A 15,515-nucleotide genomic window follows, 5' to 3' on the forward strand; every position below is an offset into this window, starting at 1 on the left:
ATCGTTTCCCCTCAAACGGTTTCCGGCGGAATCACGCCTTTGGTGAAGAGGAAGCAGCCGTAGAAGCGGTTTTCGCCCGTAGTGATGACGCAATAGGCCTTTTTGGCCTCCTCATAGAAGGCGAAACGCTCGATGCCATACATCGGCGCCGGCTTGCCCTCGGCGCCGTCGATAACGGCCTGGACTTCTTGCTGCACTGGAGGGATCTCGTCCGGTGCGCCCATGATTTCCATTCGTCCGGCGGACGGCTGCAGCGGCGTATCCAGCGGCATTACCGAAAGAATAGCTTTGATGGCGCGGGCAGCAGACACATTGTCTATGCGCAGCAGCTTGCCGAGCACCGTTTGCCGGGCAATGGCATCCGAAGGAAAATTGGTGTCGGAAACGACGACCGTGTCGCCATGCCCCATGGACCGGAGCGCATGCAGCACATCCGCATTCAGAGCCGGATCGATATTCTTCAGCATGAAAATCCTCCCTTAGTTGCACCATTTCGCAGCACCTCGTGCCCGCAAAACAGAGCCCAATAACCGCAGCTCCGTTACAGCTCTGCGATTCCCTCAAATTCCGTTGTTCTCGCCTGCCGGTGCGGTTCTCCTCCCGCCCGGATGACCAGAGTTGGAGCCCTTATTCTCCGTAGGGGATCCAGATATTCTTCACATCCACAGCGCGGCGAAGGTATAGCGCGCCTTCGGCAGCGGCTCTGTCCATCCAGTCCGTCGCCTTGCCATTGTCCACGAAGGTTCGCTTGAGATTGCCCGAAGACAGCTTCTCCACCGTCGTCGAAAGTTCCGCCGAGCCGAAGGCCCACAACGCATCAACGTCATTGTGCGCGGCAAGGATCTTTGCCAGTTCGATCGCCGACCCGGTGACGATATTCACGACGCCGGCAGGCGCATCCGACGTTTCCAGAACGGAATAGAAATCCGTGGCCGAAAGCGGGAAGGCCTCACTTGGCACGGCGACGACACGATTGCCGGTGGCAATCAACGGCGCAATCAGACTGATAAAGCCGAGCAGCGGCGCTTCCGGCGGGCAAATGACGCCAACGACGCCGATGGCTTCCGGCATGGCCAAGGCAACGCCGCGAAGCGGCGGCTGGTGAATGCCGCCTTCATATTTGTCCGCCCAGGCTGCGTAGGTGAAGAGACGGGAAATCGCGGCGTCGACCTCGGCGTTTGCATTGGCTGCGGAAGCTCCGGTCATCGCTGTTATCCGCGAGGCGAACTCGTCGGCGCGGCCACTGAGGTTTTCGGCGATGTAATAGAGAATCTGGGCGCGGCTATGAGTGGTCGCATTCGACCAGGCGGAGGCGGCCTGTGCGGCAACCACCGCATTGCGGATGTCCTTGCGGTTGCCTTCGCCGACCTCCCCGATCGCCTTGCCCTTGGGCGAGGCGATGACACGGGAATAATTGCCGTCCGGGCGTGCCTGCTTGCCGCCGATGAAGAGCTTTGCCGTCCGGTCGATGCTTGGCAGGGCAAAATCGCCGGCAACCGGCTTTAGTTGCGAAAGTGCGGGCATAGCTGCGCGCGCCTTGCGACCGACCCAAGCCTTCGGCTTCAGATATTCGTAGCAACCTTCGCGTCCGCCTTCGCGGCCGAATCCGGATTCGCGCTTGCCGCCAAAACCGACGGCGGCATCGAAAAGATTGGTGGCATTCACCCAGACCACGCCGGCTGCAAGCTTTGCCGCAACGTTCAGCGCCAAGCCGATCGTCTCGCTCCAGACGCTGGCGGCGAGGCCGTAGCGGGTGTGATTGGCAAGCTGGATAGCCTCTTCCGGTGTGCGGAAAGTCATGGAGACCGCAACCGGCCCGAAAATTTCCTCGGTCGCGACGATCGATGTCGGCTGCACGCCGCTGAGAAGCGTCGGCGGGTAAAAGCTGCCGCCCTTCGGCAGGTCGATCTTGGCCTGATGCAGTGTCGCGCCTTCTGAAACTCCCTTTTTCACCAGCGCTTCGATACGCGTCAATTGCACGGGCGCTATGATCGCACCCATATCGATGCACTTGTCCAAAGGCTGACCGACCCGCAATGTCTCCATCCGGCGCTTCAGCCGCTCATGGAAAAGATCGGCAATGCCTTCCTGGACCAGAAGCCGCGAACCGGCGCAGCAGACCTGTCCCTGGTTGAACCAGATCGCGTCGACCACGCCTTCCACGGCGCCGTCGATATCGGCGTCGTCAAAAACGACGAAAGGGGACTTGCCGCCGAGTTCCAGCGTCAAGGATTTGCCGCTACCCGCGGTACGCTCGCGAATAACGCGCCCGACTTCGGTCGATCCGGTAAAGGCAATTTTGTCGATATCCTCATGCCCGACGAGCAGCGCGCCTGTTTCACCTTCGCCGGTCACGATATTGAGTACGCCCGGCGGAAGGCCAGCCGCGGATGCCAGTTCGGCAAAGAGAAGGGCCGTCAGCGAGGTGAATTCGGCAGGCTTCAGGATGACGGTGTTGCCGAGCGCCAAAGCCGGCGCCACTTTCCAGGCCAGCATCAGGAACGGGAAATTCCACGGGATAATCTGGCCGACGACGCCCACCGGCACATGATCGGCAAATTCCGTGTCCTGGATTTGCGCCCATCCGGCGTGATGATAGAAATGACGGGCTGCCAGGGGCACGTCGAGATCGCGGGTTTCGCGGATCGGCTTGCCATTGTCGATTGCCTCGACCACAGCAATCAGACGCGCATGGCGCTGGATCATCCGGGCAAGTGCATAGAGATGGCGCGACCGCGCGTGGCCCGGCAGTCGCGCCCATGACGCCTGTGCCTTGCGGGCCGCAGCAACCGCGTTGTCCACATCCGCCGCGCCGCCGTTTGCGAGCTTCGCCAGGACCTTGCCGGTGGCTGGCTCGAACGTGTCGAAGTTCTTGCCCGATGCGGAGGGCACGAATGCGCCATTGATGAAGTGACCGAAACCGGAAGCGTGGCGCGCCAGCCAGCCGCGAGCTTCGGTATCGGATTCGGGGGCGGGGCCGTAGGACATCTCGTCGAAATACTTTGCAACAGTCATCTGGATCATCCAATCGGGTGTCTGTTGAGGGCTGAATAGGCACCGGTGACGTGATGCTCCAACTGCCGCTCGATATCAGCAAGCAAGCTTGATGCACCGATACGGAAGAGATCGGACTCCAGCCACTCGCGCCCCAGTTCGTCCTTCATCAGGAACTGGTAGTTCAACACGTCCTTCGCCGCTGAAATGCCTCCGGCCGGCTTGTAGCCGATCTTGATACCGGTGCGTTCCTGATAGGCGCGGATCGCCCGCAGCATGGTCAATGTCACGGCCAGCGTCGCATTGATGCCTTCCTTGCCGGTCGAGGTCTTGATGAAATCGGCTCCCGCCATCATGCAGACCAGCGAGGCCCTGGTGACGTTGCGGAGCGTCTTCAGGTCGCCGGTCGCCAGAATGGCCTTGACATGCGCATCACCGCAGGCGGCGCGATATTCTTTCATTTCCTCGTAGAGTGCTGTCCAGTTGCCGGTCAGTACATGCTCGCGGGTGATGACGATGTCGATTTCCTTCGCGCCATCGGCAACTGACGCCTCGATTTCCTTGACCTTGAGGTGGTGCGGGCTGAGGCCGGCAGGGAAACCGGTCGAAACCGCGGCGACCGGAATGCCGGAATCTCCGAGCGCCTCGACGGCCGTTGCAACAAAACGATGGTAGACGCAGATGGCGCCGGTGGTGATCGAACGGCCGCTCATGCCAAGCGAATCCAGAATGTCGGCGCGTATCGGATTCATCGCCTTCGCGCACAACCGCTTGACGCGTTCGGGGGTATCGTCGCCGTTCAATGTCGTCAGGTCGATGCAGGTCACCGCCTTCAGGAGCCAAGCCGCCTGTGCGTCCTTTTTGACGGTCCGGCGTCCGGGAAGCGAGGCTACGCGGCGCTCGGTGGCAGACAGGTTGACCCGGGTGTCAAGCACCCAAGACAGATCGAGTTCCATCCCGGTATTGCGCGGCCGGTTATGGGTGCCGCCCGGCAATCGCGAAGGGCCTCCATGATGCGCCGCGTTTGCCGCATTGTGAACAGCAACGGTTTCCAACTAGAATCCTCCCGATCCGAGCGTGAAGATCCTGTTGCCATCAAGTGCAGAGGCACGCAGAGGAAGCTTCACGACTGGCTCAAATGTGATTTTTTTTTCACTGTTTGTGAGGTTTGCATCACCGCGCCGCTGCGTCAAGTTTAGATTTCGCCAGACGCAGAAAAAATGCGGGATTTCTCAATCGAAATCGTTCATGCCGTTTTCGGTGATGACCACGTCGAACGACTTCATGTCGCTGAAAAAGGCTGGCTTGAGCTTGCCAATTTTGCTGCTGTCGGCGAGAAGAATATTCTTTCGTGCCCGGGACATCGCCTTTTTCTTGATCTCCGCTTCGTGAAAATGCGCGCAGGTTGCGCCACGCCGGGCATCGACACCGGCTGCCGATAGAAATGCCACGTTGATCACAAGCTGATCGAGCATTTCCAGCCCCGTGGCACCGGAAAAGCTCGCCGATGCTGGGTGGTAAAGACCACCGAGCATAACAAGGCGAACGTTGGGTTTTCGCGTCAGACGATCAGCGACATTCATGGCGTAACAGATCGCCGTTATGTGAATCTGGTCTGGGAGGAGATCGACCAGATAGGGTAAGGTGGTGCCGCAATCGAAAAACACCGTATCATCATGGTGAATGTAATCAATAGCTTGTGTGCAAACTTGCCGTTTTGCAGCGGCATGACTGTCGGCTGCCTTGGAAATTTCATAGGGATCGTTTTCCGCTTCGACAGCTGCAACGATATGGCCGCCGAGAAACGCGAATTGGTCTGCATTGGCGCTGACATCACGCCGCACCGTCATCTCTGAGACGCCCAGGATCTCCGCAGCATTCTTGATGTGCAGAATGCGATGTTGTGAAAGGGCCTCGGATAAGACTGCGATGCGCCGGCCCTTGCGACTATCCATATCGCATCTCTCCCTTATCGTTTACACTTGGAATAGTGTTCTGATGAAAATTTAACAAGGGACTGCCATTCTCATCTTGTTTGTCCCTCGAGCTACGATTCGGCATTTGCGCCGAGCTCAGCTTCTGCACCAGCCGGTTGCGCGCAACATGGCATATCGTCTCAATTTTACAGGGAAACCCCGCAATTTGAAATGAGAATTTGTGACCAATCTTCCATTTTTGTGATGGAATAGTCACAATCTGCATGGATGCTGCCCGACTTCGGCTGCGGGGAAGCGGGTGACGACGAGATCGACATTCTTGGCCGGCCGCGACTTCTCACGCCTCTGGTCGGGTGGCCTTCCGACCAGAGGCTTCATCCGCGACTGCTGAGGACCTTCCTGCGCGCGCTACTCGCCGGCTTTCCTTGCTGCCGTTTCGATCGCATCGGCAACCTTTTCCGGTTGGGAGGCGAAGACGGCGTGGCTGGCCTTGATCTCGGTCACTTCGCTGCCGGCACGTTTTGCCATGTCGCGTTCCAGCTCGGGGTTGATAGAACGATCCTCGGTGGCGACGATCGACCAGCTTTTCTTCGTCCGCCATGCCGGCTGAGTGATCTTGGCGGAGAATGCCTGCTTTGCGGCAAAGACCTGTGACTTTGCCATGAAATCGGCTTCGGCTTGCGGAAGGTCGGCTGCGAAAGCCGCGGCGAAGGCGCCCGGATCGAGATAGAGATATTTGCCGTCCTTCGTTTCCTTTATATCCATGCTGCCTGCGGGTTTCGAGCTGGCGAGGCTCAGCAGGCTTTCTCCCTTGTCGGGCTGGAATGCCGCGACATAGACCAGGCCCGCGACCGCGGGATCGTTGCCGGCTTCGGTGATGACGATGCCGCCGTAGCTGTGGCCGACGAGCAGGACCGGTCCGTCCTGAAGGTCGAGAACCCGCTTGGTCGCCGCCACATCGTCGTCGAGCGAGGTAATGGGCTGCTGGACGATGGTGACGTTGAAGCCGCGCTTCGCGAGAATGTCCGTCGCCTTGCGCCATCCCGAGCCGTCGGCCAGCGCGCCGTGGACGATCACGATGTTCTTGACCGCGGCAGCCTCTGCTGCGAACGCGATGGCGGTGGCGGCAAATGCAAGCGCTGCCGTGAAAAGAAGACGTTTGTTCATGACTATCACTCCTTTGGTCATTGTTGATGATCGGGATATTGATGCGTTTCAGGTTCAGCCGAACGTGAAGGCGTAAGCCTGCACGCCGGGATCGAGGAAGCGGATCTCGAAGTTGCGGGCGGCGACCGTGCCGGACTGGCGGACGAGCTGATAAAGCCTCGTCGCGGTCACCGTGCCATTGCCGTCGGCATCGATGTCTGACCCATGGTCGGGCCCTGGCGCCTTGCCGTCGATCTTCACCTGGAAGCGGATCGGCTTGTCGCCGGCACCCGGCCCAAGAACGAGATGCAGATCGCGGGCGCTGAAGCGATAGGTGATGCCACCGCCCGACTGATCAAGCGTCGCCTGATCCCGGCCGACGATCCAGGTTCCGGACAGGCCCCAGCCATTGAGGCCCGGTTCGCCGATTGTATAATTTTGTGCCAGGTCAGCCTGCAGCCCTTCCGGAGAGGCGAAATTCGCCGCCTGTTCGTAGCCGAGATAGGTCTCGCCGGAGCGGATATTGCGGAGATCTGGGCCTGCTTCCACGCCCTTGGCATCCGGCGCGACCGGCGCGCTTGCCGTCGTCTGGCTGCCGGCCTCGCGCAACAGGTCCTGAATGGCCTTTTCGGTCCTGTCGTAATTGCCTTCGCCGAAATGGTGGTAGCGAATCTGACCCTTGGCATCGATCAGATAGGCGGCAGGCCAGTAGCTGTTTTCGAAAGCGCGCCAGATTTTGTAATCATTGTCGATCGCAACGGGATAGCCGATCTTGAAATCGTCGATTGCGCTTTTGACGTTGTCGATCTTCTTCTCGAAGGCAAATTCCGGGGCGTGGACGCCGATGACGACAAGGCCTTGATCGGCGTATTTTTCCGCCCAGGCCCTGACATAGGGGATCGTGCGAATGCAGTTGATGCAGGAATAGGTCCAGAAGTCGACGAGCACGACTTTGCCCCGCAATTGCTCTGATGTCAGAGGCTCAGAGTTCAGCCATTCGACCGCGCCGTCGAGCGAGGGGGCGCGGCCTTCGACGGGCAAGTCGCTGCGGAAGGGCTTCTTCGCATCAGCTGCGGCGATCATCACCTCGTTGCTCGCCAGCTCGGAAGATGCGCTACTGAGCGGCTTTGCATGCAGCCTGTCGAGCACGGCCTGTTCCAGCGATGTGGTGCTGGCATAGGAGAGCCGGGCGAGCAGGCTGGTGTCGAGGCCAAGCGCGATGACGGCGACACCCGCCAGGACGGCAGCGCCGAGCCCCTGACGAATCCTGTCGCCAACGCCGAGCGAACGCTTCATGGCGGCGAATATCCGGCCACCGACCAGCAGGGCTACCGCAAGCGAACTTGCAGCACCAGCGGCATAAGCGATCAGCAGGAAGGTCGTTTGCAGATTGGCGCCCTGCAATGCAGCTCCGGTCAGCACAAGGCCGAGAATCGGACCGGCGCAAGGCGCCCAGAGCATTCCGGTGGCAACGCCGAGAAGAAGCGCGCTCTTCACTGTCGTGGTGCCGCGCCCGCCGCCGGTGGCGTTCAGAAGATTGTTGCCAAGATCGACGACCGGCCGGGCAAGCGTGCTTGCGAAACGCGGCGAAAGCAGGCTCGCGCCAAAGAGGGCAAGCAGGACGATGGCGGCAAGGCGGCCATATTCATTGGCGCGAATGGCCCAGCTGCCGCCGACTGCGGCAAGTGTAGCGACCAGCGCGAAGGTGGCGGCCATGCCCGCCAGCATCGGCAGCGTGCTTCTGACGAAGGGCTGTCCGGCGCGGGCAAAGACGAAGGGGAGGATGGGGAGGATACACGGGCTGAGGATCGTCAGCGCGCCTCCGAGATAGGCAATGATCAGAAGTGTCATCATCGTTTCCTTTGAAACCGATTGATCGGGCTCTGGGCGGCGATGGGGCCTGAACCAGCAACGGCGGGGATATGGCCGGTGTGAGGTATCCCCGATGTGTCCGGCTTTGCGGGAAAATGTACCGAAGTGTCGGGGTAGGGCGGCAGCGATACAAAGCGATACAAACTGCCGCAGCCGCGAGGAGACGACTGCAGCCAAGGCGACCACTTGCCGAGGCCGCGCGATTGTATCGGAATGTATCCAGGCGGCCGGAAGCTACATCCGCATTCAAAAAACGGTTGCTTGCGACATATCAGGGATACAAGTAGAGCGCCTTTTCGCGACCGTGATCCATTCGACAGGAGAGACTGATGTCAGAGCAAATCAACCATCACCGCCGCCGTTTCTTCGGCATGACGGCAATCGCCCTTGCGGCCGTCGAATTCGGCGTGGCCGGCACGGCCGCCGCCCAGTCGTCTGCGGCGGCCGGTTCGGTGCCAGCTATAAAGCCCGGAACCAACACGTCCTTCGAAGCGCTGAAGCAGGTCAAGGCAGGCGTGCTCGACATCGGTTATGCCGAGGCGGGAAAGGCGGATGCCCCCGTCGTATTGCTCCTGCATGGCTGGCCCTATGACATCTATAGTTTCGTCGATGTCGCACCGCTGCTTGCCACGGCGGGCTACAGGGTGATTGTGCCTTATCTGCGCGGCTACGGGACGACCCGCTTCCTGGACGACCAGACGCCGCGCAACGGCCAGCCGTCAGCGCTCGCCGCCGATATGATCGCGCTGCTCGATGCGCTTGATATCGAGAAGGCTGTGATTGCTGGCTACGACTGGGGCGGGCGGACCGCCAATATCATGGCGGCGCTCTGGCCCGAGCGCTGCAAGGCGATGGTATCGGTGAGCGGCTACCTGATCGGCAGCCAGGAGGCCAACAAGAAGCCGCTTCCGCCGAAAGCCGAACTCGCCTGGTGGTATCAGTTCTATTTCGCCACCGAACGCGGTCGTCAGGGATACGAGAGCAACACGCATGATTTCGCAAAGCTCATCTGGCAGACGGCATCGCCGAAGTGGAACTTCGACGATGCGACATTCGACAGGTCGGCCGCTGCCTTCGACAATCCCGACCACGTCGCCATCGTCATTCACAATTATCGCTGGCGCCTGGGGCTTGTCGAAGGCGAGGCAAAGTACGATGCCTACGAGACGACGCTCGCCGCAACGCCTGTCATTTCGGTGCCGACCATCACCATGGAAGGCGATGCAAACGGTGCGCCGCATCCGCAGCCTTCCGCCTACGCCGGAAAATTCTCCGGCAAATACGAGCATCGCACCATCGGCGGCGGCATCGGCCACAATTTGCCTCAGGAGGCGCCTCAGGCCTTCGCGCAGGCTGTCATAGACGTCGATCGCTTTTAAACCGACGATATCCGGTTGCAGGGCCTCGTTGCTCCGGCCGGCGGAATATGTGTAGGTCGTGTCAACCGCCTCGTATGGGGTGGAGGGCGCGGCCGCTTCTATGGGTAAGGAACCGGGAAATATGGATCATGTCGATCACATCCTGATCGTCGATGACGATCGCGAAATCCGCGAGCTGGTCTCGGGCTATCTGCAGAAGAACGGTTTGAGGACAAGCGTGGCTGCGGACGGGCGCCAGATGCGCAGCTTTATCGAGGCCAATGCGGTCGACCTGATCGTGCTCGATGTGATGATGCCCGGTGACGATGGGCTGGTGCTGTGCCGCGAACTGCGCGCCGGCCGGCACAAGGCGATCCCGATCCTGATGCTGACGGCCCGCACCGACGAGATGGACAGGATCCTCGGGCTGGAGATGGGCGCCGACGATTATCTTCCCAAGCCCTTTGCTGCGCGTGAGCTGCTCGCCCGCATCAAGGCGGTGCTGCGGCGCACGCGGATGTTGCCGCCGAACCTGCAGATCAGCGAGGCCGGGCAATTGCTGACCTTCGGCGACTGGCGGCTCGATACGGTCGCCCGTCACCTTCTCGACAGGGAAGGAACCGCGATTGCGCTGAGCGGCGCCGAATACCGACTGCTTCGCGTCTTCATCGACCACCCGCAACGGGTGCTCAATCGCGACCAGCTTCTGAGCCTGACGCAGGGCCGGGACGCCGATCTTTTCGATCGTTCGATCGATCTCCTGGTCAGCCGCCTGCGCCAGCGGCTGGGGGACGATGCGCGCGAACCGACCTATATCAAGACGGTGCGCAGCGAAGGTTATGTGTTTGCGGTTCCGGTCGAAATCTCGGAGCTGCGCCAATGAAGGCTGCATTGCCCCTGCGTTCGGGCCTGACGTGGCCGAGCACATTGCGGTCGCGGATCTTCCTGATCCTGCTGATCGGACTGGCCTTCGCCTACGGTCTGTCCTTCAGTGTGCTCTATATGGAGCGGTACATGTCGGCCAAGGCGGTGATGCTCGGCACGCTGGAAAATGACGTGGCAACATCGATTGCGGTTCTCGATCGGCTTTCGCCCGGCGAGCGCGGCGACCTGCTCGACCGGCTGAGCCGCGGCAATTACCGTTTCGTGCTCGGGCCCGGCCTTCCCGGCGTGCCTGACACGTCAAGCAAAGGGGCGGAAATCTCAGGAAAGATCGAGGAGGCTATCGGGCACCGCTTTCCAATCCGGATCGAACGGATTCCAGGCGATGTGAACCGGCTGCAGGCGCATCTGACGCTGAGCGACGGAAGCCCGTTGACGATCGACGTCACGCCGAAGGGCGTCATGCCGATCGCCGCATGGCTGCCTTATGTCTTCGTCATCCAGATGGCGCTGCTCATCCTCTGTACCTGGTTTGCGGTTCGCCAGGCGATCCGGCCGCTTGGCGAGCTTGCCGCCGCCGCCGATGCCCTCGACCCGAACAAGGACGGTCCGGCCTTGAGCGAGGCGGGGCCGAGCGAGGTCGCGCATGCGGCAAAGGCGTTTAACGCGATGCGGGAGAGGATTGCCCATTACCTCGAAGAGCGCGTCCAGATCCTGGCGGCAATCTCGCATGACCTGCAGACGCCGATCACCCGCATGCGGCTGCGCGCCGACATGGCGGAGGAGTCGCCGGAGAAAGACAAGCTGGTGCATGATCTCGGCGAGATTCAGCGTCTCGTCCAGGACGGGATTGCCTATGCGCGCAGCGCGCATGGCAACGGCGAGAAGAGCGCCCGGATCGATCTCGCTTCGTTCATCGACAGCATAGCCTATGACTACCAGGATACCGGAAAGGCCGTCACCGTCGTCGGGCTGGTTCAGGGCGCCGCCTTCACCAAGCCGCATGCACTTCGCCGAATCCTGTCGAACTTCATCGACAATGCGCTGAAGTTCGCTGGTGCTGCCGAGATTAGTGTCGAGCGCAGCGCCGAGAACGATATCGTGATCACAGTCATGGATCGCGGGCCGGGAATTCCGGACGATATGCTGGAAGCCGCCATGCAGCCTTTCTTCCGGCTGGAACAATCCCGCAACAGGGAGACCGGCGGCACCGGTCTCGGTCTTGCTATCGCCCAGCAACTGACGGCCAAGATTGGTGGGTCGCTCCGGCTCCACAATCGCGCTGGCGGCGGGCTGGCAGCGGAAATCACTATCCGTTGACATCAGAGGCGCTGCAAAATTTCGAGACGTTTTGTATGTGAAGATGTCCTCGATACCGGATGCTACGCTTTGTGACATTTCGGGCGATTTCGGAAACATGGCGGATATATCCGTCGGTCAAACCACACTCCGTCAACCCGGCCGCGCAGCGCGGCCAGTCGCCTGGAGCGACGCAACACAAGGAGTGTTCCATGACAAAGATCGATAAGGTTCTCTATACCGGCAAGACCCATACGACGGGCGGGCGCGATGGCGCTTCGCACAGCGACGACGGCCAGTTGGAGATCAAGCTTTCGCCTCCGGGCAGCAACCGCGCCGGCACCAATCCCGAACAGCTTTTCGCCGCCGGCTGGTCTGCGTGCTTCATCGGCGCGATCGGCTTTGCCGCGGCTAATCAAAAGGTCAAGCTTCCAGCCGATCTTGCCGTTGACACCGAGGTTGATCTCGGAACAGCCGATGGCGGCTATTTCCTGCAGGCCCGTCTCAAGGTCAGCCTGCCCGGGATCGAAGCGGATGTGGCACGAGCCCTCATTGAAGAGGCTCACCAGACCTGCCCTTACTCGAAGGCTACACGCGGCAATATCCATGTCGAATTGAGCGTTGCCTGACGAATACATTGCCCGCCGAAGGCCATTGGCTGCGGCGGGCAAAGGACAGGAGCCGAAAGCAAACAGGACGAGGCCGACCGGGCCTCGCCGATGGAGGATCTGATGAGATTGATGATCATCTGCATTCTGGGAGCGGCGGTCTTCGCCGCGCCCTGCATCTACGACGTAAGCTCGCAGGAGCCTTCGCCGCTAGCGGGCCTCGTGACGGCGGCATCCGCAGCGTCGTCTTCCGGGGAGCAGCGGCCGTTCCAGCCCCTCTATTTAAGTCACCAGGGAGAGAAAGACCGTGAAGCTCTATCAGAATGAAATTTCCTCGGCGACGTCGCGAGTCCGCATCGCGCTCGCCCTGAAGGGATTGACGGCGGAAACACTGCCGGTGACCATCCTCGGCGAAGATGCCGAGAGCCGGCAGGCCGGATATCGCAGCGTCAATCCGCAAGGGCTGGTGCCGGCCTTGCTGACGGATAGCGGCGTCCTCATCACCCAGTCACTGGCGATCGTCGAATATCTCGACGAGTTTCACCCCGAACCGCCGCTGCTGCCCGACACGGCGGAGGGCAGGGCGCTGGCGCGGTCGATCGCGCTTGCAATCGCAGCCGAGATCCATGCGCTGCTGCCGCCACGCATCGGCCTGCACCTCAAAACGGCCTTCCAGGCGGATGCCGATGCCGTTGCAGCCTGGAGCCGTCACTGGGTCGGCGAGGGAATGGCCGCTGTAGAGTCGATGATCGCCGGCCGCAGGCAAGGCGCCTTCGCCATCGGCGACCGGCCTGGTATCGCCGATATCTTTCTCTTCCCGCAGGCGATCAGCGCCCGGCGCATGGGCTTCGATCTCGCCCTGTGGCCCAATATCGCGGAGATTGTCGGCAGGCTCGAGGCGATCCCGGCTTTCCAGGAGAATGCACCGGCGCCGAGACGATGATGCGATCAATGAAGAAGCGACCGCAAACGATGGCGGCCGTTTCTTTTCTCAGCGGTTGACCCTTGCCTGCAGATGCGCGGGATATCGATCGCCTTCCACCTTGATGGTGGCGAGCGCGCTTTCGATATTGCCGAGATCCTCGGCCGTCAGTTCGACCTCGGCGGCCCGGATGTTCTCCTCGAGGCGATGCAGCTTGGTGGTGCCGGGGATCGGCACGATCCAGGGCTTCTGCGCCTGCAGCCATGCGAGAGCGACCTGGGCGGAGGTGGCCTTCTTGCGGGCGGCGATTTCTCCGAGACGATCGACGAGCGCCTGGTTGGCCTTTCGCGCCTCCTGAGAAAAGCGCGGCACGACGTTGCGGAAATCCTTGCTGTCGAAGGTGGTCGTTTCGCTGATCGCGCCAGTCAGAAAGCCCTTGCCGAGCGGGCTGAAAGGAACGAAACCGATGCCGAGCTCTTCCAGCGTCGGCAGGATTTCCTGCTCGGGCTCGCGCCACCACAGCGAATATTCGCTCTGCAGTGCCGCCACCGGCTGGACGGCATGGGCGCGGCGGATCGTCTGGGCGCCCGCTTCCGAGAGGCCGAAATGCCTGACCTTGCCTTCCGCGATCAGCGCCTTGACCGTGCCGGCGACATCCTCGATCGGAACATCGGGATCGACGCGATGCTGGTAGAAGAGATCGATGACATCGGTCTTCAAACGCTTCAGCGCCTGGTCGGCCACCGCGCAGATCCGCTCCGGACGGCTGTTCATGCCGCTCTGACCGCCATTGGCATCGAAGTTGAAACCGAATTTCGTGGCGATCACCACCTCTTCGCGGAATGGGGCGAGCGCCTCGCCCAGAAGCTCTTCGTTCTTATAGGGGCCATAGGCCTCGGCTGTGTCGAAGAAGGTCACGCCGCGTTCAAATGCCCGCCGGATCAGTACGGTCGCTTCCTGAATATCTGTCGCCGGGCCATACCCGTAACTCAGCCCCATGCAGCCGAGACCGATGGCCGAGACTTGAAGTCCGCTCTTTCCAAGTTCACGCTTCTGCATAGAAGTTTCCTTTTCTAACCTTGGTATTGCGTGTCGGTGACATGCTCCATCCAGTCGACGACCTTGCCGTCGAGCTGTTCCTGGATGGCGATATGGGTCACTGCCGTCGTCGGCGATGCGCCGTGCCAATGGCGTTCACCCGGTGCGAAGCAGACGACGTCGCCGGCGCGGATCTCCTCGACGGGGCCGCCGTCGCGCTGCACGCGACCGCAGCCCAATGTGACGATCAACGTCTGGCCGAGCGGATGGGTGTGCCAGGCGGTTCGGGCGCCGGGCTCGAAGGTGACGCTGGCGCCAGCCGCGCGTGCGGGGCTGGTCACGGCAAACAGCGGGTCGACACGCACGCTGCCGGTAAACCAATCGGTCGGTCCCTTGGCCGATGGCTGCGAACCGCTTCGCTTGATATCCATCTTTGTCTTCCTTTCGATGCCGGGCTTTCGATGGCGGGGTGGACATGTCCACTCGAGTAACAAGGTATTTAGGGCGTGCGCCTGGCCGCGATTAGATGGTATAAACGGCAAGAACCCATGAGAAAGTTTCATAAATGCCGCGCCCCGCCGTCAACGACCTCATCGCCTTCATCGCCGTCGCGCGCGCTCAAAGCTTCACCAAGGCGGCGGGCAAGCTCGGTGTGTCGCAGTCGGCGCTCAGCCACACCATCCGAGGGCTCGAGGAACGGCTTGGACTGCGATTGCTGACACGCACGACCCGTAGCGTTTCGCCGACGGAAGCCGGCGAACGCCTGCTGGTCTCCATCGGACCGCGGCTCGACGAGATCGAGAGCGAGCTGGCTGCCTTGAGCGCGTTCCGGGAGAAGCCGGCAGGCACGATCCGCATCAATGCCGGCGAGCATGCGGCCGATGCCGTCCTCTGGCCCGCCTTGCAAAAGCTGCTGCCTGATTATCCCGATATCAATGTCGAGATCATCGTTGACTACGGTCTGACCGACATCGTCGCGGAGCGCTACGATGCGGGGGTGCGGCTGGGAGAACAGGTAGCGAAGGACATGATCGCGGTGCGCATCGGCCCCGACATGCGCATGGCCGTGGTCGGCGCTCCCGCCTATTTCGACACCAGGCCGAAGCCGCTGACGCCGCAGGACCTTACGGATCACAATTGCATCAACCTGCGCCTGCCGACCTATGGCAGTGTCTATGCCTGGGAGTTCGAAAAGGACGGGCGCGAACTCAGGGTTCGCGTCGAAGGACAGTTGGTCTTCAACAATATAGCGCTCCGGCTGAATGCCGTGCTGGCCGGTCTGGGCCTTGCCTATATGCCGGAGAACTTGGTCGAGACGCATCTTGCCGAGGGGCGGCTGGTGCGGGTCCTTGAGGATTGGTGCCTGCCGTTTTCCGGCTACCATCTCTACTATCCGAGCCGCAGGCATACATCGCCGGCATTCGCCCTCGTCGTCGATGCGCTGCGCTATCGGGGATAG

The 15,515-nt window shown here is 61.2% G+C and carries 15 protein-coding genes; 7 read left to right on the forward strand and 8 right to left on the reverse strand.

Features of this window, described 5'->3' with window-relative positions; translation table 11 throughout:
• Window positions 1–11: 11 nt before the first annotated feature.
• From HX899_RS22250 to HX899_RS22275, 6 genes are all read right to left on the reverse strand, one after another.
• Window positions 12–467: an RbsD/FucU family protein gene (locus HX899_RS22250; protein WP_171598676.1), complete on the reverse strand. Its 456-nt coding sequence runs from the start codon at window positions 465–467 to the stop codon at window positions 12–14.
• Window positions 468–627: 160 nt separating this feature from the next.
• Window positions 628–3,015, reverse strand: coding sequence for an aldehyde dehydrogenase family protein (locus tag HX899_RS22255; protein ID WP_181293410.1), 2,388 nt, complete (start codon window positions 3,013–3,015; stop codon window positions 628–630).
• A gap of 5 nt (window positions 3,016–3,020) precedes the next feature.
• Window positions 3,021–4,049 carry a deoxyribose-phosphate aldolase gene (gene deoC, locus HX899_RS22260; RefSeq protein WP_246697160.1) on the reverse strand — a complete coding sequence of 343 codons (1,029 nt, stop codon included), beginning with the start codon at window positions 4,047–4,049 and terminating at the stop codon, window positions 3,021–3,023.
• Window positions 4,050–4,226: 177 nt separating this feature from the next.
• Window positions 4,227–4,949, reverse strand: a complete 723-nt coding sequence (locus tag HX899_RS22265; protein WP_130668602.1) for a DeoR family transcriptional regulator — start codon at window positions 4,947–4,949, stop codon at window positions 4,227–4,229.
• Between the two features lie 390 nt (window positions 4,950–5,339).
• Window positions 5,340–6,098 carry an alpha/beta fold hydrolase gene (locus HX899_RS22270; protein ID WP_181293411.1) on the reverse strand — a complete coding sequence of 253 codons (759 nt, stop codon included), beginning with the start codon at window positions 6,096–6,098 and terminating at the stop codon, window positions 5,340–5,342.
• Window positions 6,099–6,152: 54 nt separating this feature from the next.
• Window positions 6,153–7,928 carry a cytochrome c biogenesis protein DipZ gene (locus HX899_RS22275; RefSeq protein WP_181293412.1) on the reverse strand — a complete coding sequence of 592 codons (1,776 nt, stop codon included), beginning with the start codon at window positions 7,926–7,928 and terminating at the stop codon, window positions 6,153–6,155.
• Window positions 7,929–8,278: 350 nt separating this feature from the next.
• Here HX899_RS22275 and HX899_RS22280 point away from each other — a divergent pair, with 350 nt between their 5' ends.
• The 6 genes from HX899_RS22280 to maiA all read left to right on the forward strand — a co-directional run bounded on the left by HX899_RS22280 (window position 8,279) and on the right by maiA (window position 13,039).
• Window positions 8,279–9,328, forward strand: a complete 1,050-nt coding sequence (locus tag HX899_RS22280) for an alpha/beta fold hydrolase (RefSeq protein WP_181293413.1) — start codon at window positions 8,279–8,281, stop codon at window positions 9,326–9,328.
• A 121-nt stretch (window positions 9,329–9,449) separates the two neighbouring features.
• Window positions 9,450–10,190 (forward strand): response regulator, encoded by a 741-nt coding sequence (locus HX899_RS22285; RefSeq protein ID WP_181293414.1) that lies wholly within the window; start codon window positions 9,450–9,452, stop codon window positions 10,188–10,190.
• A complete protein-coding gene (locus HX899_RS22290; RefSeq protein ID WP_181293415.1) occupies window positions 10,187–11,509 on the forward strand; it encodes a HAMP domain-containing sensor histidine kinase in 1,323 nt (440 codons plus the stop codon). The genes HX899_RS22285 and HX899_RS22290 overlap by 4 nt, the downstream gene beginning before the upstream one ends.
• Before the next feature lie 191 nt (window positions 11,510–11,700).
• The gene (locus HX899_RS22295; protein WP_138329213.1) at window positions 11,701–12,117 is read left to right on the forward strand and encodes an organic hydroperoxide resistance protein; all 417 of its coding nucleotides are present in this window, start codon (window positions 11,701–11,703) and stop codon (window positions 12,115–12,117) included.
• Window positions 12,118–12,219: 102 nt separating this feature from the next.
• A complete protein-coding gene (locus HX899_RS22300) occupies window positions 12,220–12,423 on the forward strand; it encodes a hypothetical protein (RefSeq protein ID WP_138329214.1) in 204 nt (67 codons plus the stop codon).
• On the forward strand, window positions 12,404–13,039 hold the full coding sequence (maiA, locus tag HX899_RS22305; RefSeq protein ID WP_181293416.1) for a maleylacetoacetate isomerase: 636 nt from the start codon (window positions 12,404–12,406) through the stop codon (window positions 13,037–13,039). Before HX899_RS22300 ends, maiA begins: the two co-directional genes overlap by 20 nt.
• Before the next feature lie 48 nt (window positions 13,040–13,087).
• Here the strand turns inward: maiA and HX899_RS22310 are convergent, their stop codons facing one another.
• A complete protein-coding gene (locus HX899_RS22310; protein ID WP_181293417.1) occupies window positions 13,088–14,077 on the reverse strand; it encodes an aldo/keto reductase in 990 nt (329 codons plus the stop codon).
• A gap of 14 nt (window positions 14,078–14,091) precedes the next feature.
• Window positions 14,092–14,487 carry a cupin domain-containing protein gene (locus tag HX899_RS22315; RefSeq protein WP_138329217.1) on the reverse strand — a complete coding sequence of 132 codons (396 nt, stop codon included), beginning with the start codon at window positions 14,485–14,487 and terminating at the stop codon, window positions 14,092–14,094.
• Between the two features lie 134 nt (window positions 14,488–14,621).
• Between HX899_RS22315 and HX899_RS22320 the strand changes: the two genes are divergently transcribed.
• Window positions 14,622–15,515 carry a LysR family transcriptional regulator gene (locus tag HX899_RS22320; RefSeq protein ID WP_138329218.1) on the forward strand — a complete coding sequence of 298 codons (894 nt, stop codon included), beginning with the start codon at window positions 14,622–14,624 and terminating at the stop codon, window positions 15,513–15,515.

The sequence above is a fragment of the Rhizobium sp. WYCCWR 11146 genome (assembly GCF_013591995.1).
Classification (GTDB): Bacteria; Pseudomonadota; Alphaproteobacteria; order Rhizobiales; family Rhizobiaceae; genus Rhizobium; species Rhizobium indicum.